Source organism: Pseudomonas sp. 20P_3.2_Bac5, assembly GCF_025466035.1.
Lineage (GTDB): Bacteria > Pseudomonadota > Gammaproteobacteria > Pseudomonadales > Pseudomonadaceae > Aquipseudomonas.
Map to the genome: position 1 here is coordinate 42,339 of NZ_JANLOA010000105.1, position 26,510 is coordinate 68,848.

Sequence of the window (26,510 nt, forward strand, 5' to 3'; positions counted from 1 at the left end):
CATTCGATACCTGAACGGAACTTTCGCTGAAGCGATCAACCGGTCGGCAGCCAGTGCATCGATTACCGGGGATTTCTGGCATAATCGCGCCCCCTTATGACCGGGTCAGAAAACCTTCATGATCGAATTATTCAGCGGACTTGATGCGTGGGTACTGGTGAGTCTCCTGCTCGCCTTGACCTTCGTCCTCGCCTTCGAGTTCATCAATGGCTTTCATGACACCGCAAACGCGGTTGCGACAGTCATCTACACCAAAGCCATGCCTCCTCAGCTGGCGGTCTTCGCCTCGGGGATCTTCAACTTCCTCGGAGTACTGCTGGGCGGCGTCGGCGTTGCCTACGCCATCGTTCACCTGCTGCCGGTCGAGCTGCTGATCAACGTCAACACCGGGCACGGCCTGGCCATGGTCTTCTCTCTGCTGGCCGCAGCCATCGCCTGGAACCTGGGCACCTGGTACTTCGGCATCCCCGCTTCCAGCTCCCACACCCTGATCGGTTCGATCCTCGGTGTTGGCCTCGCCAACGCCCTGATCAACGACATTCCATTGGGTGACGGGGTCAACTGGCAGAAAGCGATCGATATCGGCATGTCGCTGGTGCTCTCGCCAATGGCCGGCTTTGTCGTTGCCGCGCTGGTGCTGCTGGGCCTGAAATGGTGGCGCCCGCTGTCGAAGATGCACAAGACGCCAGAACAGCGCCGCATGCTCGACGACAAGAAACACCCACCCTTCTGGAACCGCCTGGTGCTGATCATGTCCGCGATGGGCGTGAGCTTCGTGCACGGTTCCAACGACGGCCAGAAAGGTATCGGCCTGATCATGCTGGTGCTGATCGGTATCGTCCCGGCGCAGTTCGTTCTGGACCTCAACAGCACGACCTACCAGATCGAGCGGACCCGCGACGCGACCCTGCACCTGAGCCAGTTCTACGAGCGCAATCACGAAACCCTGGGCGAATTCCTCGCTCTGGGCAAGGCCGCCAAGGGCGATCTGCCGGAGCAGTTCAGCTGCAACCCGCACCAGACCGAGCCGACCATCGCCGCGCTGCAGCAGTCGCTGGCAGGCGTGACCGACTACCGCGCCCTGAGCGCCGAGCAACGTGTCGAAGTGCGCCGCTACCTGCTCTGCCTGGACGACACGGCGAAGAAGGTTGGCAAGCTGCCGGTCCTGCAACCCCGTGAAAAGGCCGACCTCGACAAGCTGCGTAAAGACCTGACCGCCACCACCGAATACGCACCGTTCTGGGTGATCCTGGCCGTCGCCCTGGCCTTGGGCCTGGGCACCATGGTTGGCTGGAAGCGCGTGGTACTGACCATCGGCGAGAAGATCGGCAAGCAGGGCATGACCTATGCCCAGGGCATGTCGGCGCAGATCACCGCGGCGTGCGCGATCGGCATGGCCAACATCTTCAGCCTACCGGTATCGACGACCCACGTGCTGTCCTCGGGTGTTGCCGGCACCATGGTCGCCAACAAGAGCGGCCTGCAAGGCGGCACGGTCAAGACCATCCTGCTGGCGTGGGTCCTGACCCTGCCGGCCACGATGGGCCTGGCGGCGGGACTGTTCTGGCTGGCGACCAAGTTCATCAGCTAAAACGCACCGCACTGAAAAAGGCGCCCAAGGGCGCCTTTTTCATGCCTGCGAAACCACTATTTGCGCTTGCTGCCTAACAGCGACCCCATCAAACCGCGCACCAACTGCCGGCCAAACTGGTTGGCCGCCTGACGCACCGCAGACTTGATCGCCTGCCCCGCTGCACTTTGCAGGAACTCACCCGCCTTGTCGGCCAGGCTCTCTTCTTCTTTCTGTGCCGCCACCGGCGTGCCGGGCGCCTCGCCCTTGCGCGCGTTAAGCATTTCGTAGGCGGACTCGCGATCAATCGGCTTGTCGTAACGACCGGCCAATGGCGACGCGGCAATCAGCGCCGCGCGCTCGGCCTCGCTCAACGGACCGATCCGCGATTGCGGCGGCGCGATCAGCACCCGCTCGACCATCGCCGGTGTGCCCTTGTCCTGCAGGGTGCCGACCAGCGCCTCGCCGATTCCCAGTTCGGTCAGCACCGCCAGGGTGTCGAAAGCCGGATTCGGGCGGAAGCCGTCAGCCACCGCACGCAGCGATTTCTGCTCCTTGGCGGTGAACGCACGCAGCCCGTGCTGAACCCGCAGGCCCAACTGCGCCAGCACATCGTCCGGCAGGTCGCTGGGCGACTGCGTGACGAAATACACCCCGACGCCCTTGGAGCGGATCAGCCGAACCACCTGTTCCAGGCGATCCTGCAATGCCTTGGGCGTGCCATTGAACAGCAGGTGCGCCTCGTCGAAGAACAGCGCCAGCAGCGGTTTGTCGGCATCGCCGCGCTCCGGCAGTTGCTCGAACAACTCAGCCAGCAGCCACAGCAGGAACGTCGCATAGACCTTGGGCGCCTCGTGAACCAGCCGGCTGGCATCGAGCAGATGAATCCGCCCGCGCCCATCCGCAGCGGGGTGCAACAGGTCTTCCAGTTGCAGCGCCGGCTCGCCGAACAGCGCTTCGGCGCCCTGCTGCTCCAGCGTCGCCAACCGGCGCAGCAAGGCCTGGGAGGAACCGCTGGTCATCAGTGCGCTGTCTTCGCCGAGCACTTGCGGATTGTCTTTCAAGTGACCGAGCAATGCCTTGAGGTCCTTGATATCCAGCAGCAAAAGCCCTTCGCGGTCGGCGACCTTGAACGCGGCATACAGCGCGGCCTGCTGGCTGTCGTTCAGCTCCAGCAGGTTGCCTAATAAAAGTGGGCCCATTTCACTCAGCGTTGTGCGCAAGGGATGGCCGGACTGACCGTGAATGTCCCACAGAGTTACCGGATACGCCTGCGCCTGATAATCAAGGAAAGGCATCCCGGCGATCCGCTCGGCGACCTTGCCTTGAGGGTTGCCCACCGCGCCGAGGCCGCACAGGTCGCCCTTGACGTCAGCGGCGAACACCGCCACTCCGGCATCGCTGAACGCCTCGGCCAGATGCTGCAGGGTCACGGTCTTGCCGGTACCGGTGGCGCCGGCCACCAGGCCATGGCGGTTGGCCAGGCGCATGGCCTGCGACACGGGTTTTCCGCTCAAGTCGCCGCCAAGCACGAATTGCGAAGAATCTGGCATGTTTTTTCATCCTCCATATAAAGCTTTGGTGTGACTCAGCCGATACCGAAGTGTGATTGATTACCCGAAAGTGAGGAAAAACCCGACAAGGATATGGGACACACGCAGCTTTAAAGCTGCTCTTTCGTGCAAGCGACCCGGACTTCAAGACCTTAGCGGACCCAACACGCCATGAATAAAAACCTACGTTTCAGCCACAAGATATTGTTGGCCGCCTCACTGATCGTGATGATCGCGTTTTCCCTGTTTACGCTGTACAACGATTACTTGCAGCGTAATGCGATTCGCGAAAACCTGGAGAACTATCTTCAGGAAATGGGCGATACCACGGCCACCAACATCAAGAACCTCTTCGATGGCCGGATGCTCCTGGTAGAAAGTGCTGTTCAGAACATTGCCGCCGATCCACAGAATGCCGGCAACCTGCTTGGCCAGAAGGCACTGACTTCCAGTTTCCTCACTGTTTACCTGGGCCACCCCAATGGTGATTTCACCATTCGCCCCTTGATGAAAATGCCGGACGGCTACGATCCGCGCGTACGCCCCTGGTACAAGGACGGCCTGGCCGCTGGCAAGACCATTCTGACCGAACCCTATATTGATGCGAGTACCGGCAAGATGGTGATTTCCATCATTTCGCCGGTGTCGCCGCAAATCGGTGTGGCGGGCGGCGACCTGGCGCTGGACGGCCTGGTGGAAATCATCAACTCGCTGAACTTCGGCGGCATGGGCTACGCCTTCCTGGTCAACGACCAGGGCAAGATCCTGGTGCACCCGAACAAAGACCTGACGATGAAGTCGATGACCGACGTGTTCCCGCAGAACACGCCGCGCCTGACCAAGGCCCCGGTTGAAGTCGAACTCGACGGCAAGACCCGCATCCTCAGCTTCACCCCGGTGAAAGGTCTGCCGTCGGCGAACTGGTACATCGGTCTGTCCGTCGACAAGGACAAAGCCTACGCAATGCTGAGCAAGTTCCGCACCTCGGCGGTCGTTGCCACCATTATTGCGGTCGGCTTCATCATCGGCCTGCTGGGCTTGCTGATCAGCGTCCTGATGCGTCCGCTGCACACCATGACCCGCGCGATGGAAGGCATTGCCCAGGGCGAGGGCGATCTGACCCGCCGCCTGAACATCCACAACCACGACGAATTCGGCACGCTCGGCAAGGCCTTCAACCACTTCGTCGGGCGTATCCACGAGTCGATCCGCGAAGTGGCCTCGGCCACCGAGCACGTCAACGAAGTGGCCCTGCGCGTGGTCAGTGCCTCGAACTCGTCGATGGTCAACTCCGACGAGCAGACCAACCGCACCAACAGTGTCGCCGCAGCGATCAACCAGCTCGGTGCGGCCGCCCAGGAAATTGCCCACAACGCCGCCCAGGCGTCGCAACAGGCAAGCTCCGCGCGGCACTTGGCGGAAGAAGGCCAGCAGGTCGTGGACCGCAGCATCCAGGCGATGAACCGTCTGTCAGACATGATTTCTACGTCCAGCACCCACATCGAGACGCTGAACAGCAAGACCGTGAACATCGGTCAGATCCTCGAAGTGATCACCAGCATTTCCCAGCAGACCAACCTGCTGGCGCTGAACGCCGCCATCGAGGCCGCGCGTGCCGGTGAAGCCGGTCGCGGCTTCGCGGTGGTTGCCGACGAGGTGCGCAACCTGGCCCACCGCACCCAGGAGTCGGCGCAGCAAGTGCAGAGCATGATCGAGGAACTGCAGGTCGGCGCCCGCGAGTCGGTGGAAACCATGGGCCAAAGCCAGCGCCACAGCCACGACAGCGTGTCCATCGCCAACCAGGCCGGCGAGCGCCTGAACAGCGTGACCCAGCGCATCGGCGAGATCGACGGCATGAACCAGTCGGTCGCCACCGCGACCGAAGAACAGACCGCCGTGGTCGACTCGATCAACATGGACATCAACGAAATCAACATGCTCAACCAGGAAGGCGTCGAGAACCTGCAATCGACCCTGCGCGCCTGTTCCGACCTGGAAGAACAGGCCGGCCGCCTGAAGCATCTGGTCGGCAGCTTCCGCATCTGACCCCTCCCCGCCCGGCGGCGCAATGCCGCCGGGCCCTTTGTCGCCGATCGAACAAACTATCCTTAACGAAGGTCAACCTTAGGGCGCGTCATCGCGGCAGCCAGTACGCCGGATGACAGTCTCTGAAGACGATCCCGGAGGGATGCTGATCGTGCATATCGCGGACATCACCATGTTCTACGCCCCCGCCAGCGGCGGTGTGCGTACCTATCTTGATGCCAAACACCGACGCCTGGGACTTACCCCGAACGTACGCCACAGCCTGTTGATCCCCGGCGCCACCGCCTGCCAGCACAACGGAATCCACGAAGTCCCGGCGCCGCCCCTGCCCTTCGGCAACGGCTATCGCTTCCCCCTGCGCCTCGCGCCCTGGTGCAATGTGCTGCACGAACTGCAACCGGACCTGATCGAGGTCGGTGACCCCTACCTCACCGCCTGGGCCGCCCTCGGCGCGCGCCGGCGCCTGGACGTACCCGTGATCGGTTTCTATCACTCCGACCTGCCGCTGCTGGTGAGCAACCGCATGGGCAACTGGTTCACGCCGAACGTGGAAGCCTATGTCAGCAAGCTCTACGGCAATTTCGACCGGGTCCTGGCGCCCAGTCAGGTGATGGCCAGCAAGCTGCGCAGGCTCGGCATCGACAATGTCCACGTACAGCGCCTCGGGGTCGACCTCGCCACTTTCCATCCAGACCATCGCGATCCGGGCCTGCGCGCCGAACTGGGCTTGCCGGACGATACCCGCCTTCTGGTGTTCGCCGGACGCGGTTCGCGGGAGAAGAACCTGCCGGTGCTGCTGGACTGCATCCAGCGCCTGGGCAAGCCGTATCACCTGTTGCTGGTAGGGTCGCACATGCCCGCCCATGTGCCGGACAACGTCACCGTCTTCGATCACTTCCGCCCGGCCAGCGAAGTGGCGCGGCTGCTGGCCAGCGCCGACCTGCTGGTGCACGCCGGCGATCAGGAAACCTTCGGCCTGGTGATCCTCGAAGCGATGGCCAGCGCCATTCCGGTGGTGGCGGTGGCGGCCGGGGCGTTTCGCGAGATTGTCGATCCTGGCTGCGGCCAACTCTGCGCCCCGGGCGACGGACAGGCGATGGCCGCTGCCGTGGCGCAAGTGTTCGAACGCAATGTCACCCTCCTCGGCCAGCGGGCGCGCCTGCATGTGGAGCAGCATTACAGCTGGGACAGCGTGGTCAGCGGCCTGCTGGAGCATTACCGGGCCGTGCTCGGCTACAGCAACCTGCCGGTGCGCGCCCATGCCTGATGCCAATCCCGCGCCCGAGCGCAGTGTGCTACTGGTGCTGCACGACGTGGCGCCGAAGACCTGGCCGGACTACCAGCCCTTTGTCGAAGCGGTGGATGCCCTCGGCAACATTCCCATGACCTTGCTGGTGGTACCCGACTTCCATAAGTGCAACGCGCTGGAGAACGCCCCTGACTTTCGCCGCGTCATGGATCAGCGCCTGGCCCGTGGCGACGAACTGGCGCTGCACGGCTACTACCACGCCGACGACGGCCCGCCGCCGCGCTCGCCCGGCGAGTACTTCATGCGCCGCATTTATACGTGGGAAGGCGAATTCCATAGCCTCGATCAGGATCAGGCCTTGCAGCGACTGAGCGCCGGGATCGAGGTGTTCGAGCGGATGGACTGGCCCCTGAGCGGCTTCGTCGCGCCTGCCTGGCTGATGAGCGAAGGCACGCGGCAGGCGCTGCGCACACTGCCGCTGCATTACACCAGCGATCCACAGCATTTATATCGCCTGCCCGATTTCAGCACGGTGAAAGCCCCGGGGCTGGTCTGGAGCGCCCGCAGCGCCTGGCGCCGGGGTCTGTCGAAAATGGTCTGCACCTATCAGGAAAGCCGCCAGCAACAGGCCAGTACCCTTCGCCTCGGCCTGCACCCGGTGGACATGCGCCACGGTTTTTCCCGGCGCTATTGGCTGCAGACCCTGCAACGCCTGTTGGCGGACGGGCGCACACCCATGACCAAGATGGCCTGGCTGGCCAGCAGGCCCGGCCCGTGAATCGCATCGGCTGGTTGCTGGCGGCGCTGGTCATGGCGGCGCTGGTGCCAGCCATGCTTGGCGGCAGCGAACTGCTGCCGCGACTGCGCAGTTTCCCGCCCGGTCTGCTGTTGGCGCTGTTCGGCATGATCGTGCTGTGCTGGACCCTCAACGCCATGCGTCTGCGTCTGTTATTGGGCAGCCAGGGCGAGAAGATCGGCCGCCTACGCAGCCTCGGCGTGATCATGGCCACCGAGTTCGCCATCTGTTCCACGCCAGGCGGCAGCGGCGGACCGCTGACGCTGATGGCGCTGCTGTCCCGCGACCGGGTGCGGCCGGCCCACAGCGGCGCGGTGTTCGCCATGGATCAGTTGAACGACTTGCTGTTCTTTCTCTTCGCCGTCCTCGGGATCGTCGTCTACACCCTGTTCCACAGCTTCAATCGCAGCCTCGAAGGACTGCTGATCAGCAGCGCGGTACTGATGCTGGCCACCTTGGGACTGGGCCTGGTGCTGGTGCGCTGGCGACGGGGAGTGATGCGGTTCAACGGCCGGCTATTGAAGCGCGTGAAGGTTTCGCCACTGACCCGGCGTCGCTGGGCGCGGCGCCTGCTGCATTTCTTCCGCGCCTTCCGAGCCACCCTGCGCCTGCCACGGCGCGTTCTCGCGCTGGTGTTCGGCCTGACCTGCCTGCACTGGGCGCTGCGCTACAGCGTGCTGTATCTGGTGTTGATCGGATTGGGCGGGAATTTGCAGTGGATAACGAGCTTCCTGGTGCAGGTACTTTCGTTGAGCGCCGGGCAAGTCAGCCTGCTGCCCGGTGGCGCCGGCGCCGCGGAGCTGACCTCGGCCACGCTACTGACGCCCATGGTGGGCAAATCAACCGCGGCGGCGGCGGTGCTGGTCTGGCGTGTGGTGACCTACTACTTCTACCTGGTCGCCGGCGGGCCGGTGTTCCTCTGGCTGCTCGGTCGACCCTTGCTCGAGCGCATCACCCGCTAGCTGCGCCTGCCACAGCTCAGCGGCACCGGGAAACTCGGTGCCATCCTCGCTGCTCAGCGCGTCGGGGTCATAGCGACTCAGGCAACCCTCGCCCAGGGTGGGCGGGGCATGGGCGGCGGCTTTATCCAGTGGATCACGCATCGCACCGCCCTCGTGCTGTCAGTTGAAGACCACAGTCTTGTTGCCGTGCACCAGCACGCGGTCTTCCAGGTGATAACGCAGGCCACGGGCCAGCACCATCTTCTCGACGTCACGACCGAAACGCACCATGTCTTCGATGCTGTCGCTGTGGCTGACACGCACCACGTCCTGCTCGATGATCGGACCGGCGTCCAGCTCTTCGGTGACATAGTGGCAAGTCGCACCGATCAGCTTCACACCGCGCAAGGACGCCTGGTGATACGGCTTGGCGCCGACGAAGGACGGCAGGAAGCTGTGGTGGATGTTGATGACCTGCTGGGCATATTCCTGGCACAACTGCGGCGGCAGGATCTGCATGTAGCGCGCCAGCACCACGACATCGGCACGGTGTTCCTTGACCAGACGCGACACTTCGGCGAACGCCGGCTGTTTGTCTTTCGGATCGACCGGGACGTGGAAAAACGGAATGCCGTGCCACTCGACCATGCTGCGCAGGTCGTTGTGGTTGGAAATCACGCAGGGAATATCGTAGTCCAGCTCATTGCTGTGCCAGCGGTGCAGCAGGTCGGCCAGGCAGTGGGATTCGCGGCTGGCCATCAGCACGACACGTTTCTTCTGGTCGGTGTCGGTGATCCGCCAGGTCATCGAGAACTCTTCGGCGATTGGCGCGAACGCCTCGCGGAAACCTTCGATATCGAATGGCAGGGTATCGGCACGGATTTCGTGACGCATGAAGAACCAGCCGCTCAGGTCATCGGAGTGATGGCTCGCTTCGTTGATCCAGCCATTGTGGGACGCCAGGAAATTACTGACTTTGGCGACGATGCCGACACGGTCGGGACAAGCGATCACCAGCCGATAGGTACGCATGCAGGGGGCTCCAGAAACTCGCAAAGGCGCACATTCTAACGATTGCCCGGCAAAACAACAGTAGTGATGTGACGTCCGGGCGCATCCACGGCACGCCCGAAGACAGGGCACAACATCACCCGGAAACGACCGATGCATTAAAAAGTTGGGTAGTTGCCGCCGCGAACATTTGTAAATTTCTATCTCTACAATCTGCCGTGGCAAACAAACATTGAAACCCCCTCGCACTTGTATGTTTACTTGGTCACATTGTCTGACTATTATTGCCCCACTGTTTATCCCGAACTACCTAATCCAAGGAATGCCGCATGTCCCTGATCAACGAGTATCGCGCTACTGAAGAAGCCATCAAAGAACTGCAAGCCCGTCTGAAGAATCTGTCTGAAGACGACAAGCTGCAGAAAGAACTGGAATTCGAAAAGGACCTGCGCAACCTGATGGGGGCCCACGGCAAATCCCTGCGTGACATCATTGCCCTGCTGGATCCGGAAGCCAAACTGAACAAGGCACCTCGTGGCGCTGCGGCAAAACCAGCCGGCACCAAGCGCGCGCGCAAGGTCAAGCAATACAAGAACCCGCACAACGGCGAAGTCATCGAAACCAAAGGCGGCAACCACAAAACGCTGAAAGAGTGGAAAGCCAAATGGGGTGGTGATGTTGTTGAAGGCTGGGCAACCCTGCTGGGTTAATTCCCGGGTCCTGCCTTGCGGATTCATGAAAAACGCCAGCATTGCTGGCGTTTTTATTTACCTCTCCTTTACAAATCTTATAGCGCCAATCGTTGTTTCAACGTTTGCGCGTGGCTACGCCACTCCTCCAGCAACACTCGTTTCGCCCCGTCAGCATCCCCTAACGCCTGCGCCAAAGAGGATTCGAACGCCGCCAGCGTGTGCGGTGCGCCCATCGCTTCATTCGTCAGGCGCTGCCGGCAGAATTCACGCCACTGCAACTGCTCTTGTTCACTAAGGGTCGACGGAAAGTTCCTAGCCCTATATCGGAACAACAACTCGGACAACCGCGAGTCATCGAACATCCAGCGCTCACCCGCCAATTGTTGTGGGTCGACACTGCGCACCTGCTCGCACAAACGTCGATCACGGTCACCAAAGAATCCGTCATATAGCTGTTGTTCCGGATCTTCACTGGCGGCGAACTCAGTAGCGGAATAAATTGACGCCAATTTATTCTCCCACTGCGTTTTCGCGGCAATCAGCTGTTCACTCCGCTGTAGCAAGTCAGACATATCCAGCCCTAAACGCTGCTGATCTTCAGCGCGCAATACCTTCAATGGTGCCAGCACCGGGCAACGATTGACGTGCACCAACTTGAGGGGAACTGACAGTTGTCCGTCAGGCATTTCCTCACGCCGCGTGTATAAACGCTGACGCAATACTTCGGAATCCTCCGTCAGCAGCGGCTCAATGCTTTGATGAAGATCACAAACAATCAGTGCGTTGCGATTAGCCGGGTGCCAGCCCAGCGGCAGCACCACCCCCAGATAATTACGCGCGGCCGAGAAGCGTCCGGAAATATGTACCAAGGGCTGCAACAGGCGAATCTGGTCGAGAACTTTCTGTTTACTGCGCAGGGCAAACAACCAGTCGTAGAGGCGCGGTTGTTTCTGCCGGATCAAACGGGCCAGAGCGATGGTGGCACGCACATCCGAGAGCGCTTCGTGCGCCTGGCCATGTTCGATGCCATTGGCCGCGCTGAGCAACTCCAGGCGCAGGCTGACCTTGCCGTCCACCTCGGGCCATTGAAAACCTTCCGGGCGCAGGGCATAGGCGGTGCGCACCGTATCAATGAGGTCCCAGCGGGTATTGCCGCCCTGCCACTCACGGGCGTAGGGGTCGAAGAAGTTGCGATAAAGGCTGTAGCGCGTCACTTCATCGTCAAAGCGCAGGGTGTTGTAGCCCGCACCACAGGTACCTGGCCGGGACAGCTCGGCATGCACCCGGGTCATGAAGTCGGCTTCGGCCAAACCGTCCCTGGCCAGTTGCGCCGGACTGATACCGGTGATCAGGCACGCGGCCGGGTGTGGAAGGATATCGTCGCTGGGCTGGCAGAAGAGATTGACCGGAGCCTCGATCTCGTTGAGGTCCAGATCGGTACGCACGCCTGCGACCTGCAAGGGCCGGTCGCAGCGTGGATTGATGCCGGTGGTTTCGTAGTCGTGCCAGAAAATGGAGCTCACGGCGGGCCTCGTCCTGAACGGGGAAATCGCCGAAGTCTAACTCAAGCCGACGCGTTCAACGGGCGGAAACTGAAGTAGCCGCGCAAGGCTTCCACCAACTGCTCGTACTCCCGCGGCGCCTGCAACAACATGAAACCGGAATCGTAGAAACCAGGACTTTCGTCTTCGTGGCACCACAGACAACTGGCCGTGAGGTTGACCCGCTGGACCCCGTCGGTGCGGCTCGGGATCCTGAGTTGCAGTTCGAAGTCCGGACCAACCAGCAGTGGCAGGTTGCTGATCAGCATCAGGCCGTCTTCCGAAGCATTGCCCAGGTAACCGATGGGCTGATCCGTGAAGCGGTTGAATACCTTGAGGAAACAGGGGAGCAGGTGACGCTCTATTCGGCGCTCTGTATGCATGGCGAGGATCGCAATGGATGACCCTTTGAGCAGGGTCGCGCTAGTGCCGCTCTTGTACAGATGTGAACTCTTTGTACACAGTCTGTTTCAATCAGAGTAGCGCAGACTGGTACAAAGGTTCCACAGCAAAAATGCCCCGGCGCGTTATCAGCGAAGAGGCGTCACGCCCACCGGATGGGTCACCGCCGCTTCACCGGCGCGGTAGTGCCCCAACTGCTCCAGGGTCTCCAGACGCGCGCGGGCGCGGTAGGCGTATTCGTTCTGCGGGTACTGCTGAATGATGAACTGGTAAGTCTGCGCCGCGTCGACGAACAGCTTTTGTCGCTCCAGGCACTGGCCACGCAGCATCGAGGCTTCCGGGTGAATGAACGGACGCGCGCGACTGGTCCGGTCGACCTGCGACAGCTCCAGCATGACGCGCTCGCAATCGCCCCGGTCGTAAGCCCGGTAGGCGTTGTTCAGATGATGGTCCATGGACCAGCGGGTGCAACCGACGACGCTGGTCGCCAGCGCCAGGATGATCAGGGCTCGCATGGGGGTTCTCCTTTGCTGAGCACTATATCGGCGTTTTCCTACAAATCTATAGCCGTTGTCAGGTTTGACTGCAGTGGCCCGACAACGCCCGCGATGGCCGTTCAAACGCCACCCACACCCCTCCCAAGGTAGTGCAAAGGAACAATGACTACAGCGTTTTTCAGGAGTAGCCTTTCGCTGCGCTTCACTACAGGAGTCTGTGCATGACCATCCGCCGTACCAAAATCGTCGCCACCCTTGGCCCCGCCAGCAATTCACCGGAAGTGATCGAACAACTGATCCTTGCCGGCCTGGATGTCGCCCGCCTGAACTTCTCTCACGGCACCCCGGACGAGCACAAGGCTCGCGCCGTGCTGATCCGTGAAATCGCCGCTCGCCACGGCCGCCATGTGGCGCTGCTGGGCGACCTGCAAGGTCCGAAGATCCGTATCGCCAAGTTCGCCAACAAGCGTATCGAACTGAAGGTCGGTGACCGCTTCACCTTCTCCACCGCACACCCGCTGACTGCCGGTACCCAGGAAATCGTCGGCATCGACTATCCGGATCTGGTCAAGGACTGCGGCGTCGGCGACGAACTGCTGCTCGATGACGGCCGCGTGGTCATGCGCGTCGAGACCGCCACCGAAGATTCGCTGCACTGCGTGGTACTGATCGGCGGCCCGCTGTCGGACCACAAAGGCATCAACCGCAAGGGTGGCGGCCTGACCGCGCCGGCCCTGACCGAGAAAGACAAGGCCGACATCAAGCTGGCTGCGGAAATGGACGTGGACTACCTGGCCGTTTCCTTCCCGCGCGATGCGTCCGACATGGAATACGCCCGTCGCCTGCGTGACGAGTCCGGCGGTACCGCCTGGCTGGTGGCCAAGATCGAACGTGCCGAAGCCGTGGCCGACGACGAGACCCTCGACGGCCTGATCCGCGCCAGTGACGCGGTGATGGTTGCCCGTGGTGACCTGGGTGTGGAAATCGGCGACGCCGAGCTGGTGGGCATCCAGAAGAAAATCATTCTGCACTCGCGCCGCCACAACAAGGCTGTGATCGTTGCGACCCAGATGATGGAGTCGATGATCCAGAACCCGATGCCGACCCGCGCGGAAGTGTCCGACGTCTCCAACGCCGTGCTGGACTACACCGACGCCGTCATGCTGTCCGCGGAAAGTGCTGCCGGCCTCTACCCGCTGGAAGCGGTGCAGGCCATGGCGCGGATCTGCCTCGGCGCTGAAAAGCACCCGACCAGCAAGACCTCCAGCCACCGCATGGGCACCCAGTTCAGCCGCTGCGACGAAAGCATCGCGCTGGCCGCCATGTACACCGCCAACCACTTCCCGGGCGTGAAGGCGATCATCGCCTTGACCGAGAGTGGCTACACCCCGCTGATCATGTCGCGGATCCGTTCCTCGATCCCGATCTTCGCCTTCTCTCCGCACCGCGAGACCCAGGCCCGCGTGGCGATGTTCCGTGGTGTCTACACCGTGCCGTTCGACCCGGCCGCACTGGCGCCGGAGCAGGTCAGCCAAGCAGCAGTGGACGAGTTGCTGAAGCGTGGCGTGGTCAAGCAGGGTGACTGGGTGATCCTGACCAAGGGCGACAGCTACCACACCATCGGTGGCACCAACGGCATGAAGATCCTGCACGTCGGTGACCCGCTGGTTTGATCTGGCTGCTGTAAATGAAAACGCCCGGCCTTAGGCCGGGCGTTTTTGTTTATGGCCAGTGGGGCTCGAAAATCACGCATGCCCGACAAACAGATCCGAATACACCTGATTCCTCGGCACCCCCGCCAGAAACAACCGCCGCGAAAACTGCTCCACACTCCCCGGCGCCCCGCACACCAGCGCCACGGTCTGCCGCGACTGCACCTTCAATGAAGCCAGGGCCGCCGGCAGTTCATCCGGCGTCACCAGTTCCACCTGCACCTGCGGGTGCCGCGCCGCCCTCTCCTGCAATGCCGACGCCAAATAATGGCTGTCCCGGTCCCGCGCCAAGTGCAACAGGCGAATCGGCCCACGGTGCTCCTGACGCAACGCCTCGCGCAAAATGCCCCACAACGGCGCCAGGCCGGTGCCCGCCGCCAGCAGCCAGAGCGGCCGCTCCTGCCAGTCCGGGTCGTAATGCAGCGCGCCGGCACGCAGTTCACCCAGGCGCAGTTCCGTGCCCACCGAAAACGCCCGCGCCGAGCTACAGAACGCGCCGTGATGACGGCAATCGATATGAAACTCCAGGAACGGATCCTCGCCCGGAACGCTGGCCAGCGAGTAAGGCCGGGCCACGCCCTCGGCATTCCACAGCAGCAGATGCTGGCCCGCCTGATAACGCAGGCCGTTCAACGGTTGAAGGCGCAAGCGCAGCACTTCGCCGCCCAGCCAGTCGGCAGCCAGCACCCGCGCCGGCTGACCGTCGCGGTGCGGATCGAACAGCGCCACGCGCAGGTCCGTCTCGACCCGACACTGGCAGGACAACCGCCAGCCCGCGTCCCGCTGTGCCAGGCTCAGCGCCTCGGGGCTCGCGTCCGCCGGCTCACCGTCGAGACAGCGCACCAGACAAGCATGGCAACTGCCAGCGCGGCAGCTATAAGGCACGGCACAACCCGCCTCATTGAGGGCGTCGAGCAGGTTGCTGCCGGCCGCCACCGACCAGTGGCGCTCGCCTACACGCAGTTCAGGCATTGCTGTTCATCTCCCTGGAATGTTCTCCGGCCAATCTAGGCCTGTTACTCACGTCAGGCCAGCGCTCGCAGCAAAACCAGCAAGATCGATGCCGGGCGATAACCGACCATGGTTGGACCACTGGCGCGTGTACCAAAAGCCGAGCCGCGCTATACTGCCGCGCCTTTTTTGCGTCGGACACCCCGTCCTGGCGCGTCTGAAAGGTCGTTTCGACAACTCGGCCTGTCCGCGTCGGAATACCTTATTGAATGTTCCCGTGTTTAAGAGGAGCGCGCTGCATGACCGTGATCAAGCAAGACGACCTGATTCAGAGCGTCGCCGATGCCCTGCAATTCATTTCGTACTACCACCCCGTTGATTTCATCCAGGCGATGCACGAAGCCTATCTGCGTGAAGAGTCGCCCGCTGCGCGCGATTCCATTGCCCAGATCCTGATCAACTCGCGCATGTGCGCCACCGGCCACCGCCCGATCTGCCAGGACACCGGTATCGTCACCGTGTTCGTCCGCGTCGGCATGGATGTGAGCTGGAACGGCGCCACCATGAGCGTCGACGACATGATCAACGAAGGCGTGCGCCGCGCCTACAACCTGCCGGAAAACGTCCTGCGCGCCTCGATCCTGGCCGACCCGGCCGGTGCACGCAAGAACACCAAGGACAACACCCCGGCGGTCATCCACTACTCCATCGTCCCGGGTAACACCGTGGAAGTGGACGTGGCGGCCAAAGGCGGCGGCTCCGAGAACAAGTCGAAAATGGCCATGCTCAACCCGTCCGACTCGATCGTCGACTGGGTGCTGAAGACCGTTCCGACCATGGGCGCCGGCTGGTGCCCACCTGGCATGCTCGGCATCGGCATCGGCGGCACCGCCGAGAAAGCTGCGGTCATGGCCAAGGAAGTGTTGATGGAATCCATCGACATCCACGAACTGAAAGCCCGTGGCCCGCAGAACCGCATCGAGGAAATCCGCCTCGAGCTGTTCGACAAGGTCAACCAGCTGGGTATCGGTGCCCAGGGCCTCGGCGGCCTGACCACCGTGCTCGACGTGAAGATCATGGACTACCCGACCCACGCAGCGTCCCTGCCGGTCTGCATGATCCCGAACTGCGCCGCCACCCGTCACGCCCACTTCGTCCTCGACGGTTCGGGCCCTGCCGAGCTGGAAGCGCCGTCGCTGGACGCCTACCCGGAAATCGTCTGGGAAGCGGGTCCTTCGGCGCGTCGCGTCAACCTCGACACCCTGACCCCGGAAGACGTGCAGAGCTGGAAGCCGGGCGAGACCGTCCTGCTCAACGGCAAGATGCTCACCGGCCGCGACGCTGCGCACAAGCGCATGGTCGAGATGCTCAACCGTGGCGAAGAGCTGCCGGTCGATCTGAAAGGTCGCTTCATCTACTACGTCGGCCCGGTCGATCCAGTGCGTGAAGAAGTCGTCGGCCCAGCCGGTCCGACCACCGCGACCCGTATGGACAAGTTCACTCGCCAGATCCTCGAGCAGACCGGTCTGCTGGGCATGATCGGCAAGTCCGAGCGTGGCCCGACCGCGATCGACGCGATCAAGGACAACAAGGCCGTTTACCTGATGGCCGTCGGCGGCGCTGCGTACCTCGTGGCTCAAGCGATCAAGAAATCCCAGGTGCTGGCGTTCGCCGAACTGGGCATGGAAGCGATCTACGAGTTCGAGGTCAAGGACATGCCGGTGACTGTCGCGGTCGACAGCAACGGTGAGTCGGTGCACATCACCGGCCCGGCGATCTGGCAGAGCAAGATTGCCGAAAGCCTGGCGGTAGAAGTGAAATAAAGCTGCGAGCTTGAAGCGGTAAGTTTCAAGTGAAAGGCAAAAGCGGTGGGGTTTTCCCTGCCGCTTTTTTTATGGCTTTGGGTGCTGTGGGCTTATCCATTTGATGTGGCGAGGCTTCCGGCCCCTTCCGCCCTTACGGCGGCCGACTTTTTTCTTGGAAAAAGTAGGCAAAACCGCTCGCTCCCGGATGCAGGAGCGAGCGGTTTTCGTCTATTTTGCCAAGACAAAATGGACCCGCCGTAGAGGCGGAAGGGGCCGGCAGCCTCGCCAAATCGAACGGATAAGCTCACAGCACCAAAGCCCAAGCCAGCCCGACCCGACCCGACCCGACCCGACCCGACCCGACCCCAAAGATCATCGCCCCCACCACTCCGTGAAGAACCTTTTTCTGCCCGGATTTCAGCGAGCCACAGCCTTGAGCGGGATCGGCTCGGCGCTGCGCCGCTGGCTCAGGTAACGGATGCAACTGACCCGCAGGAACGAGGCAAAGTTGACCACCTCGCCGCGATACTCCATCACTTCGTCATAGAGCTTGGTAATCAGTTGGTTGGTGGTCATCCCGTCGACCTCGGCGATTTCCCGCAATACATCCCAGAACTGGTTTTCCAGGCGCAGCGTGGTCACCACCCCGCGAATGCGCAGCGAGCGGCTGCGCGATTCATAGAGGATCGGATCGGCTTTGACGTAGAGCTCGCACATGGGCCCTCCTTTTACAGGGTGATGCGGGTGCCGAGCAGGCCGAGGAACGCCGCCAGCCACGCCGGATGCGCAGGCCATGCCGGCGCGGTAGCGAGGTTGCCCTCGACGTGGGCCTGCGTCACTTCGATATCGATATAGCGCCCGCCCGCCAGCTTCACTTCCGGGGCGCACGCCGGGTAGGCGCTGCATTCGCGGCCCTCCAGCACCCCCGCCGCGGCCAGCAGTTGCGCGCCATGGCACACCGCGGCGATCGGCTTGCCGGCCTGGTCGATGGCTTTCACCAGCGCCAGCACGTCTTCGTTCAGGCGCAGGTATTCCGGGGCTCGACCGCCGGGGATCACCAGCGCGTCGTAATCCTCGGCCTTCACCTTGGCAAAGTCGAAATTGAGGCCGAAGTTGTGCCCAGGCTTTTCGCTGTAGGTCTGGTCGCCTTCAAAGTCATGGATCGCGGTACGCACCGACTGCCCCACCTGCTTGCCCGGACACACTGCATGCACGGTGTGACCGATCATCTGCAGGGCCTGGAACGGCACCATGACTTCGTAGTCTTCGACGTAATCGCCCACCAGCATCAGAATTTTCTTGGCCGCCATTTCTCGATCTCCTTCGTGTGCAGGGGAAAAGATACCCAGACACGTTAGACCCAGCCGGACACTCGCGGGTAATAGGTCGCTACTACGTCTGTCAGTCGCGGCGATCCAGCAGATTGACCACCACCCGGTCCAGCCAGCCCCATACCCGCTGTTGCAGGCGACGCCACAAGGGCCGGGCGCGCCAGTCATCGAGGTCGATCTGCACGCTCTGGCTGAAATCGCGGATAAAGCTCTCGGCCACCGCTGCGGTCAAAGCCGGGTCGATCGCTTCGACGTTGGCTTCTAGGTTGAAGCGCAGGTTCCAGTGGTCGAAGTTGCATGAGCCGATGCTCACCCAGTCGTCCACCAGCACCATTTTCAGGTGCAGGAAACACGGCTGGAATTCGAAGATTTTCACCCCGGCGCGCAGCAGGCGCGGGTAATAGCGATGGCCGGCATAGCGCACCGACGGATGATCGGTGCGCGGCCCGGTGAGCAGCAGGCGCACGTCAACGCCCAGCGAGGCGGCGCGGCGCAGGGAACGGCGGACTTTCCAGGTCGGCAAAAAGTACGGGGTCGCCAGCCAGATTCGCCGCTTGCCGCTGTTCAATGCGCGCACCAGCGACTGCAGGATGTCGCGGTGTTGCCGGGCGTCGGCGTAGGCAACCCGGCCCATGCCCTCGCCGCTGGCCGGTATTCGCGGTAAACGGGGCAGGCCGAAATGGGTCGGCGGGCGCCAGGCGACGCGACGTGGGTTGGCACGCCACTGGCGGTCGAAAAGCATCTGCCAGTCGGTCACCAGCGGCCCCCGTATTTCCACCATCACCTCATGCCATTCGCTGACATCGTTGCCGGGATGCCAGAACTCATCGGTGACGCCAGTACCGCCGACCCAGGCGATGCTCTGGTCCACCAGCAGAATCTTGCGGTGATCGCGATAGAGGTTTCGCACGCCACGGCGCCAGCGCAGGCGGTTGTACCAACGCAACTCGACGCCCGCCGCTTGCAAACGCTGGCGCAAACCCAGGGTGAAGGCCATGGAGCCATAGTCATCGAACAGGCAACGCACCTGCACGCCGCGCTCGGCGGCGCTGACCAGGGCCTGAACCATGGCGTCCGCGCAAGCGCCCGCCTCCACCAGGTACAGCTCCAGATCTACCTGGAGTTCGGCCCGGGCGATGGCGGTGAGCATGTTCGGGAAAAAGGCCGGACCGTCGATCAGCAGTTCGAATTGATTGCCGGAACGCCAGGGAAAGACCGGCCCGGCCATGTCAGCGGGCCGTGAAGATCAGCACCGCACCCACCGGCACCGACAGGTTGATCGACTTGAGCCCGGCCGTCTTGCGCAGGGTTTCCAGGCCGGGGGCCAGGTCGAAATGCTCGGCGCGCAGCACCAGCGGTTCAAGCGTCACCACCTGGAAGCGCCGCTCGTCCAGCCGTGTCGCCAGCAACTGGGCGTTGTAGCTGTGGCTTTTGCCATGCAGGGTGACGGTCAGCGGCAGACGCAGTTCGAGCTGCGCGCCGTTGGCCAGGTCGTTGATCGGGCGCAGGTTCAACTGGGCGTTGATGATCGCGTCGGGGAAGGTCTCGACATTGAACAGCTCCTTGCGCATGCGCTCGTCACGCAGCGGGATGCCGCTGCTGACGGATTCCATCTCGACCTCCAGCTCGGCCGCGCCCTTGCGGTCGACCTTGCCGTGCAGGACCAGGAAACGATGCACTTCCGACACGTCGCCGTTTTTGCTGGTGATGAAGGAAAGGCGGGATGACTCGTTGTCCAGGTACCAATTGGCCTGGGCGGGAAGGCAGACGATCGCCAGCAAGGCGAGAGCGAGACGAAGCGGGCTGGGCATGCGAAATCCTGAAACACTTTGGTCGTCAACCTTACCCGGCTGCCCTCATGGCAGCAAGCGACAGCCCTCGCGCGGCCCCAGCCACATCGCGCTGCTGCGACGACCAAGGCCCGCGGCCTCGACCCGGCGACTCGACGGGTCGTCGCGCAGCTCGCTCAATGGCAGGTACTGCTTCACATAGCCCCGGCAGTAACCTGTATCGAAGCCCATGACATAGCGGCACGAACAATATTCCTTCGCCGAGTAGGCACTGAGAATGCCGGGAAACGCCGTCAGCGCGTCACGCTCGGACCAGCCCCAGACCAGCAGGCCGAGGACCACCACCAGCAACAGGCGCTTCATGGCCGCTCTCCGCCGAACGCTGCCAGCACATGACGCAGCAGCGTGTTGTGCTGGAAGCTGCCGTCGCGGTCATCGGCGTAGCGCACCACCACCAGCTTCTGCTCCGGCAGCACGTAGAGCGCCTGCCCCCAGTGGCCGAGGGCGGCGAAGGCCTGCGCCGGGGCATCCGGCCAGGGCAATGGCTGGCCCGACGCGGCACGGTTGAGCCACCAGTGCCCGCCCGGCATCGCCTCGCCGGGTGAGGCAGCAGCCTTGTCGAAGGGCTCGCGATTGAAGGCCACCCAGCTCGCCGGCAACAGTTGCCGGCCCTGCCAGCGACCGTCGTCCAGCATCAACTGGCCGATCCGCGCCAGCTCGCGAGCGGTCATGTAGAGGTAGGAAGAGCCCACGAAAGTGCCCTGCGCGTCCCGCTCCCACACCGCTTGCCGAATGCCCAGCGGCTCGAAGAGCGCCTGCCACGGATAATCGGCGTACGCCTCGGGGCCGACCATCTGCCGCAGCGCCGCGGCCAACAGGTTGCTGTCGCCACTGGAATAAAGAAAACGCTCGCCCGGCGCCGCGGCCACGCCGTGCGCGGCGGAAAAGCCGGCCATGTCGCTGCGGCCGCGGGTATAGAGCATCGCCACCACCGAGGACTTCAGCGGCGCGTATTCATAGTCTTCCTGCCAGTCCAGACCGCTGGCCCAGTGCAGCAGGTCGGCGATACGCACATTCGGATGGGCCTGCATTGGCGGGTAGAACCGGGCGACCGGGTCATCCAGTGTGAAACGCCCCTCGCCCTGCGCGACACCGAGCACCGTCGCCAGCACGCTCTTGCTGATCGACCAGGTCAGGTGCGGGGTGTCTGCGGTGTTGGGGGTGGCGTACCGCTCGAAGACCACCTGGCCGTCGCGGATCACCAACAGCGCATCGGTGCGCACGCCGTCGCGGGTCTGATCGTTGCGTGGGGGGAAGGTGTAGGACTGCAAGGCCGCCAGTGCCGGCGCGTCGCTGGCGCTGGCGACGGTGCAGATCGTCCACAACAGAAACCCGATGAGCGCGGTGCGCATGGCCGTTACCCGGAGAGCGTGATCGGGCAAGGGTAGCAGGGGTTCATGACAGGATGGTTGGGGGCGCCGTTTGTTAGCCGGTGGATTTTCAGTGTCACGGAGATCGGGCGCCGCTCGCGCGGCGCATCGCGAGCGAGCTCGCTCCTACAATGAGTTGTGTTGCCCGCTCTTTGAGTTTGGCGATGAGTCGCGGGGAGGCTGTTGGGGCCGACTCGATACCGCGTCGTACGAACAAAGCGGTCAACTATGGCCTGACAGACATAGGCACGTTGCAACCACTGTAGGAGCGAGCTCGCTCGCGATGCGCCGCGCGGGCGGCGCTCGATCTTGAGAGCGCTAAAAACCTATCGGCTAGCAAACAGCAGCCACCACATCCCCTCACGAAAACCCCGCCAACCTCCACGCCTTCTCCAAACGCTTCGCCCGCGCCGCGCTGGCGATATCGAGGATGCCCTGATCACGCATCCACACATTCGCCCACTCGCCTTCGGTGTCGGCCAGCGCCTTGTTGAGTTCGTCGCGCAGGTCGCTGAACTGGGCGAACAGCCCGCCCAGCAACAAATGACTGGCGGAGACTTCCGGGCTCTGCCGACTGCCTTCCGCGCAACCGGCAAGCAGCGCCAACAAACGCAGCAGCAGACGCTGCGACCAGCCGTTGGCCCGGCCAATGCCATACATCCATGCCGTCAACGCACTGAGCACATACAAGTCTTCGAGGGAGCGGAAGGGTTTGACGTAGGCGTCCCAACCATCACCGGCCAGGCGCTCGCACAGCGCCTGATCCAGATGCAGCCGGGCATGCCCCACCTCGGGCATCAGCGGCAGGGCCGGCAATGGCTCCAGGCGCACGCCCGGCTCACCGGGATAGACCACCGCCAGGCTCAGCCGCGGGTCTTCGGAAATGCTTTCACAACGCGCCGCCACCAGCAGCCAGTCTGCGTCCATGCCGCCGGTGACGAAGTCTTTGTCACCGCTCAGGCGCAGCGCGTCCACGTCGAGGCGCATGTGCATGTCGGCGGGGCGCACGCTGCGTTTCTCGCTGGCGCAGAGTGCGCCAAGGCTGGCCGGCGCGCTGGGCCAGAGCACCCGCAGCGCCGCCTGATAACCGGTGAGAAAGGCCAGCCCCGGGGTCGGCATGGCCTGGCCGCCGAGCACCGCCAGTTCGAACGGTGACACCGGCCCGAGCCGTTCCAGCAGGCTCGCCCAGGTGTCGCCAAGGTTCTCCAGCAGGGGTTGCGAATGCGCTTGATCGAGTCGTTCCAGCCAGGCCATCGAAGTACTCCTTGGGGGCTGTCATACAAGCATCACCAAACATTCATGGGGGTGACACCGCCGCTACCTAGCCTGAGCTTGCACAACAAAGTCGACCGGCCGCAACCCCATGGCTGGCTTATGGAGACTCGCAATGACTCAGATCGCTCGCTCTGGCGACAACAGCACTGAACGCCGTCTGCAAGCCGAACGCCTGGTGGGCCCGGCTGCATTGCGCGAGGCCCAGGCCCTGCGTTTCAGTGTCTTCAGTGGTGAATTCAAGGCCAAGCTCAAAGGCGCCGAACTGGGCCTGGACATGGACGATTACGACGATCACTGCCTGCACATCGGCGTGCGCGACCTCAACAGCGGTCGGCTGGTCGCCACCACCCGTCTGCTCGATCATCACGCCGCCAGCAGCCTGGGGCGTTTCTACAGTGAAGAAGAATTCAGCCTGCATGGCCTCGGCCACCTGAAAGGCCCGATCCTGGAACTGGGGCGCACCTGCGTCGATGCCGCCTACCGCAACGGCGGCACCATCGCCGTGCTCTGGAGCGAACTGGCGGAAATCCTCAACGAAGGCCGCTACAGCTACCTGATGGGCTGCGCCAGCATCCCGATGCAGGACGGCGGCGTGCAGGCCCACGCGATCATGCAGCGCCTGCGCGACCAGCACCTGTGCACCGAACACCTGCGCGCCGAACCGAAGAACCCGCTGCCCAACCTGGCCCTGCCGAGCAACGTGATCGCGCAGATGCCACCGCTGCTCAAGGCCTACATGCGCCTGGGCGCGAAGATCTGCGGCGAGCCGTGCTGGGACGAGGATTTCCAGGTGGCCGACGTGTTCATCCTGCTCAAGCGCGACGAGCTTTGCCCGCGTTACGCCCGCCACTTCAAGGCGGCCGTCTGATGCAGCGCCTGCGTGTGTACGCACGCATCGTCCGGGTGCTGCTGGTGGTGGCGTTCGGCTTGGGCATGGCGACCCTGTTCGGCGTGTTCGAGCGCCTGGGCATCAACGCCTCGGCGCAGCGGCGCCAGCGCTGGTCGCAGGTATTCATGAAGCGGTTGGCCCACGCCCTGCCCTTCCGCGTCCGGGTCATTGGCGAATTGCCGACGCGACCGATGCTCTGGGTCAGCAACCATGTGTCATGGACCGACATCCCGCTGCTGGGCATGCTGGCGCCACTGTCGTTCCTGTCCAAGGCCGAAGTGCGCACCTGGCCGGTGGCCGGCTGGCTGGCGCACAAGGCCGGCACCCTGTTCATCCGTCGCGGCGGTGGCGACAGCCAGTTGCTGCGCCGGCAGATCAGCCAGCACCTGCAACAAGACTGCGCCTTGCTGATTTTCCCGGAAGGCACCACCACCGATGGCCGCAGCCTGCGCACCTTTCACGGCCGCCTGCTGGCCAGCGCCATCGACACCGAAGTGCCGCTGCAGCCGATCGCCCTGCGCTACCTGCGCAACGGCCAGGCGGATGCGATCGCGCCGTTCATTGGCGACGACGACCTGCTGTCGCATCTGATGCGCCTGTTCGGGCAGCCGTGTGGCGAGGTGGAAATCCATCTGCTGGCGCCGATTGCCAGCCAAGGCGAGGAACGTGCCGCGCTGGCCTTCAAGGCTCAGCAGGCAATCAGCCTGACGCTGTTCGGCAGCGAAGCCGAAACCCTGCCTCAGCGCCGCGCCAAGGCGGCCTGATCCTGCGCCAGTTGCTGCCCGGCGAACGTCTGCAATTGTGGGTAGAACTGGCGGAAGTCTTCCAGCAACAACGGGTACAACGCCTCCACTTCCGCCATCGCCCCAGCCATGCCCTCCGGGCGTGACAACCGCCGGGCGATGCCGCGGAACACCTGCTCCAGCACCGCGAACTCGCGGTAGGAACCCAACCAGTCATTCGCCGCCATCATCGGCGCGATCCCCGCCAGGCGCCCCGGCAGCTGCGGTTGCTGGGCCAGCACCTGATAGACCCGCATGGTGAAATCATCCAGCGACTGCTCGGCGTAGTCGCTCCAGTGCAGGGCCAGGCAATGATCGAAAAACACATCGAGAATGATCCCGGCATAGCGCCGCCGCGCGGACGGAAAACGCGCCAGGGACGCCAGCACCAGCGGATGGCTGTCGGTGAACACATCGATGCGCCGGTGCAGGCGGATCGCCCCTTCGAGGGGCTGGGGATAGTGGCCCTGCAGCGGTCCCTTGACGAAATCGCCGTAGAGACTGCCGAGCAATTGTTCGGGCTGGTCGCCGCCCAGATGGAGGTGTGCGAGGTAGTTCATGGGAATTGAGTCTAAAGCCTGCGGGAAAAGTCGGCGAGATTTGGCTGAAAAACCTTCGCCTCCTATATCGATATAACCCGATATAGCGATTCACGCTTGACCCCAAACCTTTTCATATTTGTATATCGCGAAATACCGATTTATATTTCGCTCCATCGCGATATACCGCTACACATCCCACGAGCCCGACCATGCCTCTTGATCTCGACGAAATAATAAAAGCCCTGGCCCACCCGGTACGACGAGAAATCCTCAACTGGTTGAAAGACCCGCAGGCGCACTTCCCCGAGCAGCATCACAGCCTGGAAAACGGCGTGTGCGCCGGACAGATCGACCAGCGCTGCGGCCTGTCGCAATCCACCGTCTCGGCGCACCTGGCGACCCTGCAACGGGCAGGCCTGATCAGCAGCCAGAAGGTCGGTCAGTGGAGCTTCTTCAAACGCAACGAGGACACCATCAAGGCGTTCCTCCAGCAACTGAGCCGCGAGCTCTGACAAAGGACACCGCAATGCCCCTTTCACTTCTGATACTGGCGCTCAGCGCCTTCGCCATCGGCACCACCGAGTTCGTCATCATGGGCCTGCTGCCCGAAGTGGCGCAGGACCTCGGTGTGTCGATCCCCGGCGCCGGCTGGCTGGTGACCGGCTACGCCCTCGGCGTGGCCATCGGCGCACCGTTCATGGCCATGGCCACCTCGCGGCTGCCACGCAAGCTGGCGCTGGTGTCGCTGATGGGCGTGTTCATCATCGGCAACCTGCTCTGCGCGGTCGCCAGCGACTACAACGTGCTGATGTTCGCCCGCGTCGTCACGGCGTTGTGCCACGGTGCCTTCTTCGGTATCGGCTCGGTGGTCGCCGCCAGCCTGGTGCCGGCCAACCGCCGCGCGTCGGCGGTCGCCCTGATGTTCACCGGCCTGACCCTGGCCAACGTCCTCGGCGTGCCACTGGGCACGGCGCTGGGCCAGGTTGCCGGCTGGCGTTCGACGTTCTGGGCGGTGACGGTGATTGGCGTGATTGCGCTGATCGGTCTGATCCGCTTCCTGCCACTGCGCCACGACGAGGAAAAACTCGACATGCGCGCCGAACTGGCCGCGCTCAAGGGCGCCGGGATCTGGCTGTCGCTGTCGATGACGGTGCTGTTTTCGGCGTCGATGTTCGCCCTGTTCACCTACGTCGCGCCGCTGCTGGGCGATGTCACCGGCGTTTCGCCGCGCGGCGTGACCTGGACCCTGCTGCTGATCGGCCTCGGCCTGACCCTGGGCAACGTCCTCGGCGGCAAACTCGCCGACCGGCGCCTGGGCGCCACCCTGGTGGGCGTGTTCGCCAGCATGGCGGTGGTCTCCACCGTACTGAGCTGGACCAGCACCGCGCTGATCCCGGCGGAAATCACCCTGTTCCTCTGGGCCACCGCCGCCTTCGCTGCCGTTCCCGCGTTGCAGATCAACGTGGTGAACTTCGGCAAGGCCGCGCCGAACCTGGTGTCGACCCTCAACATCGGCGCCTTCAACCTGGGCAACGCCCTGGGTGCCTGGACCGGTGGCGTGGTCATCGAACAAGGCCTGGGCCTGACCCGCGTGCCGCTGGCCGCCGCGGCCCTGGCCGTGCTGGCGCTGATCGTCACCCTCATCACTTTCAGCCAGGGCGGCAATAAAGCCGAACTGGCGCCCGCTACCCACTGATGGATACGA

General features: G+C 63.2%; 26 protein-coding genes and 1 pseudogene. 13 read left to right on the forward strand and 14 right to left on the reverse strand.

The features are described 5' to 3' along the window. Positions 1-118 precede the first annotated feature (118 nt). Entirely contained in the window at positions 119-1,591 is a 1,473-nt protein-coding gene (locus tag NTD88_RS18970) for an inorganic phosphate transporter (RefSeq protein ID WP_262154318.1), read from the forward strand. A 56-nt stretch (positions 1,592-1,647) separates the two neighbouring features. Here NTD88_RS18970 and NTD88_RS18975 read toward each other — a convergent pair whose 3' ends face one another. Then, entirely contained in the window at positions 1,648-3,123 is a 1,476-nt protein-coding gene (locus NTD88_RS18975) for a helicase HerA-like domain-containing protein (RefSeq protein WP_095154759.1), read from the reverse strand. Positions 3,124-3,351: 228 nt separating this feature from the next. On the opposite strand from NTD88_RS18975, the pseudogene NTD88_RS29320 reads away from it, so the two are divergent. The 5 genes and pseudogenes from NTD88_RS29320 to NTD88_RS18995 form a co-directional block, all read left to right on the forward strand. After that, positions 3,352-4,314: pseudogene (locus NTD88_RS29320) on the forward strand (cache domain-containing protein); the annotation flags it as partial. 90 nt (positions 4,315-4,404) lie between these two features. After that, on the forward strand, positions 4,405-5,169 hold the full coding sequence (locus NTD88_RS29325; RefSeq protein ID WP_371864274.1) for a methyl-accepting chemotaxis protein: 765 nt from the start codon (positions 4,405-4,407) through the stop codon (positions 5,167-5,169). Positions 5,170-5,311: 142 nt separating this feature from the next. Continuing rightward, the gene (locus tag NTD88_RS18985) at positions 5,312-6,436 is read left to right on the forward strand and encodes a glycosyltransferase family 4 protein (protein WP_262128228.1); all 1,125 of its coding nucleotides are present in this window, start codon (positions 5,312-5,314) and stop codon (positions 6,434-6,436) included. Next, positions 6,429-7,196, forward strand: coding sequence for a DUF2334 domain-containing protein (locus NTD88_RS18990; RefSeq protein WP_095154756.1), 768 nt, complete (start codon positions 6,429-6,431; stop codon positions 7,194-7,196). The genes NTD88_RS18985 and NTD88_RS18990 overlap by 8 nt, the downstream gene beginning before the upstream one ends. After that, on the forward strand, positions 7,193-8,176 hold the full coding sequence (locus NTD88_RS18995) for a YbhN family protein (RefSeq protein ID WP_262154319.1): 984 nt from the start codon (positions 7,193-7,195) through the stop codon (positions 8,174-8,176). The genes NTD88_RS18990 and NTD88_RS18995 overlap by 4 nt, the downstream gene beginning before the upstream one ends. Before the next feature lie 159 nt (positions 8,177-8,335). On the opposite strand, the gene purU is transcribed toward NTD88_RS18995, so the two are convergent. Continuing rightward, positions 8,336-9,187: a formyltetrahydrofolate deformylase gene (purU, locus tag NTD88_RS19000; RefSeq protein WP_095154754.1), complete on the reverse strand. Its 852-nt coding sequence runs from the start codon at positions 9,185-9,187 to the stop codon at positions 8,336-8,338. A gap of 308 nt (positions 9,188-9,495) precedes the next feature. On the opposite strand from purU, the gene mvaT reads away from it, so the two are divergent. Further along, the gene (gene mvaT / locus NTD88_RS19005; protein ID WP_095154753.1) at positions 9,496-9,876 is read left to right on the forward strand and encodes a histone-like nucleoid-structuring protein MvaT; all 381 of its coding nucleotides are present in this window, start codon (positions 9,496-9,498) and stop codon (positions 9,874-9,876) included. A gap of 77 nt (positions 9,877-9,953) precedes the next feature. Here the strand turns inward: mvaT and sbcB are convergent, their stop codons facing one another. The 3 genes from sbcB to NTD88_RS19020 form a co-directional block, all read right to left on the reverse strand. Beyond that, positions 9,954-11,381 carry an exodeoxyribonuclease I gene (gene sbcB / locus NTD88_RS19010; protein WP_262154320.1) on the reverse strand — a complete coding sequence of 476 codons (1,428 nt, stop codon included), beginning with the start codon at positions 11,379-11,381 and terminating at the stop codon, positions 9,954-9,956. A 41-nt stretch (positions 11,382-11,422) separates the two neighbouring features. Beyond that, positions 11,423-11,782, reverse strand: coding sequence for a PilZ domain-containing protein (locus tag NTD88_RS19015; RefSeq protein ID WP_095154751.1), 360 nt, complete (start codon positions 11,780-11,782; stop codon positions 11,423-11,425). A 147-nt stretch (positions 11,783-11,929) separates the two neighbouring features. Beyond that, on the reverse strand, positions 11,930-12,316 hold the full coding sequence (locus NTD88_RS19020; RefSeq protein ID WP_095154750.1) for a hypothetical protein: 387 nt from the start codon (positions 12,314-12,316) through the stop codon (positions 11,930-11,932). Positions 12,317-12,519: 203 nt separating this feature from the next. Here NTD88_RS19020 and pyk point away from each other — a divergent pair, with 203 nt between their 5' ends. Further along, the gene (pyk, locus tag NTD88_RS19025; RefSeq protein WP_095154749.1) at positions 12,520-13,971 is read left to right on the forward strand and encodes a pyruvate kinase; all 1,452 of its coding nucleotides are present in this window, start codon (positions 12,520-12,522) and stop codon (positions 13,969-13,971) included. A 72-nt stretch (positions 13,972-14,043) separates the two neighbouring features. On the opposite strand, the gene NTD88_RS19030 is transcribed toward pyk, so the two are convergent. Continuing rightward, positions 14,044-14,982, reverse strand: coding sequence for an iron-sulfur-binding ferredoxin reductase (locus NTD88_RS19030; protein WP_262154321.1), 939 nt, complete (start codon positions 14,980-14,982; stop codon positions 14,044-14,046). A gap of 278 nt (positions 14,983-15,260) precedes the next feature. On the opposite strand from NTD88_RS19030, the gene NTD88_RS19035 reads away from it, so the two are divergent. Then, a complete protein-coding gene (locus NTD88_RS19035) occupies positions 15,261-16,784 on the forward strand; it encodes a fumarate hydratase (protein ID WP_262154322.1) in 1,524 nt (507 codons plus the stop codon). Positions 16,785-17,183: 399 nt separating this feature from the next. On the opposite strand, the gene NTD88_RS19040 is transcribed toward NTD88_RS19035, so the two are convergent. The 7 genes from NTD88_RS19040 to NTD88_RS19070 form a co-directional block, all read right to left on the reverse strand. Further along, positions 17,184-17,483, reverse strand: coding sequence for a ribbon-helix-helix domain-containing protein (locus NTD88_RS19040; protein WP_095154746.1), 300 nt, complete (start codon positions 17,481-17,483; stop codon positions 17,184-17,186). 11 nt (positions 17,484-17,494) lie between these two features. Next, a complete protein-coding gene (locus NTD88_RS19045; RefSeq protein WP_262154323.1) occupies positions 17,495-18,076 on the reverse strand; it encodes a DJ-1/PfpI family protein in 582 nt (193 codons plus the stop codon). Between the two features lie 91 nt (positions 18,077-18,167). Continuing rightward, a complete protein-coding gene (locus tag NTD88_RS19050; RefSeq protein WP_262154324.1) occupies positions 18,168-19,325 on the reverse strand; it encodes a phospholipase D-like domain-containing protein in 1,158 nt (385 codons plus the stop codon). A 1-nt stretch (position 19,326) separates the two neighbouring features. Further along, entirely contained in the window at positions 19,327-19,908 is a 582-nt protein-coding gene (locus tag NTD88_RS19055; RefSeq protein WP_095154743.1) for a YceI family protein, read from the reverse strand. Positions 19,909-19,953: 45 nt separating this feature from the next. After that, on the reverse strand, positions 19,954-20,250 hold the full coding sequence (locus tag NTD88_RS19060; RefSeq protein ID WP_175652183.1) for an amidase: 297 nt from the start codon (positions 20,248-20,250) through the stop codon (positions 19,954-19,956). Then, positions 20,247-21,299 carry a serine hydrolase domain-containing protein gene (locus tag NTD88_RS19065; RefSeq protein WP_262154325.1) on the reverse strand — a complete coding sequence of 351 codons (1,053 nt, stop codon included), beginning with the start codon at positions 21,297-21,299 and terminating at the stop codon, positions 20,247-20,249. Before NTD88_RS19065 ends, NTD88_RS19060 begins: the two co-directional genes overlap by 4 nt. A 378-nt stretch (positions 21,300-21,677) precedes the next feature. Further along, positions 21,678-22,571 carry an acyl-CoA dehydrogenase gene (locus NTD88_RS19070; RefSeq protein ID WP_095154740.1) on the reverse strand — a complete coding sequence of 298 codons (894 nt, stop codon included), beginning with the start codon at positions 22,569-22,571 and terminating at the stop codon, positions 21,678-21,680. A gap of 133 nt (positions 22,572-22,704) precedes the next feature. On the opposite strand from NTD88_RS19070, the gene olsB reads away from it, so the two are divergent. Beyond that, positions 22,705-23,460 carry an L-ornithine N(alpha)-acyltransferase gene (olsB, locus tag NTD88_RS19075; RefSeq protein WP_262128220.1) on the forward strand — a complete coding sequence of 252 codons (756 nt, stop codon included), beginning with the start codon at positions 22,705-22,707 and terminating at the stop codon, positions 23,458-23,460. Further along, a complete protein-coding gene (locus NTD88_RS19080) occupies positions 23,460-24,245 on the forward strand; it encodes a lysophospholipid acyltransferase family protein (protein WP_110973110.1) in 786 nt (261 codons plus the stop codon). Before olsB ends, NTD88_RS19080 begins: the two co-directional genes overlap by 1 nt. Here NTD88_RS19080 and NTD88_RS19085 read toward each other — a convergent pair. Then, positions 24,221-24,823 (reverse strand): ACP phosphodiesterase, encoded by a 603-nt coding sequence (locus NTD88_RS19085; protein WP_262128219.1) that lies wholly within the window; start codon positions 24,821-24,823, stop codon positions 24,221-24,223. The two genes, NTD88_RS19080 and NTD88_RS19085, sit on opposite strands and share 25 nt — an antisense overlap. A 191-nt stretch (positions 24,824-25,014) precedes the next feature. Between NTD88_RS19085 and NTD88_RS19090 the strand changes: the two genes are divergently transcribed. Both NTD88_RS19090 and NTD88_RS19095 read left to right on the forward strand, forming a co-directional pair. Next, positions 25,015-25,317, forward strand: a complete 303-nt coding sequence (locus NTD88_RS19090; RefSeq protein WP_095154736.1) for an ArsR/SmtB family transcription factor — start codon at positions 25,015-25,017, stop codon at positions 25,315-25,317. Positions 25,318-25,331: 14 nt separating this feature from the next. Beyond that, on the forward strand, positions 25,332-26,501 hold the full coding sequence (locus NTD88_RS19095) for an MFS transporter (protein ID WP_095154735.1): 1,170 nt from the start codon (positions 25,332-25,334) through the stop codon (positions 26,499-26,501). Positions 26,502-26,510 lie beyond the last annotated feature (9 nt).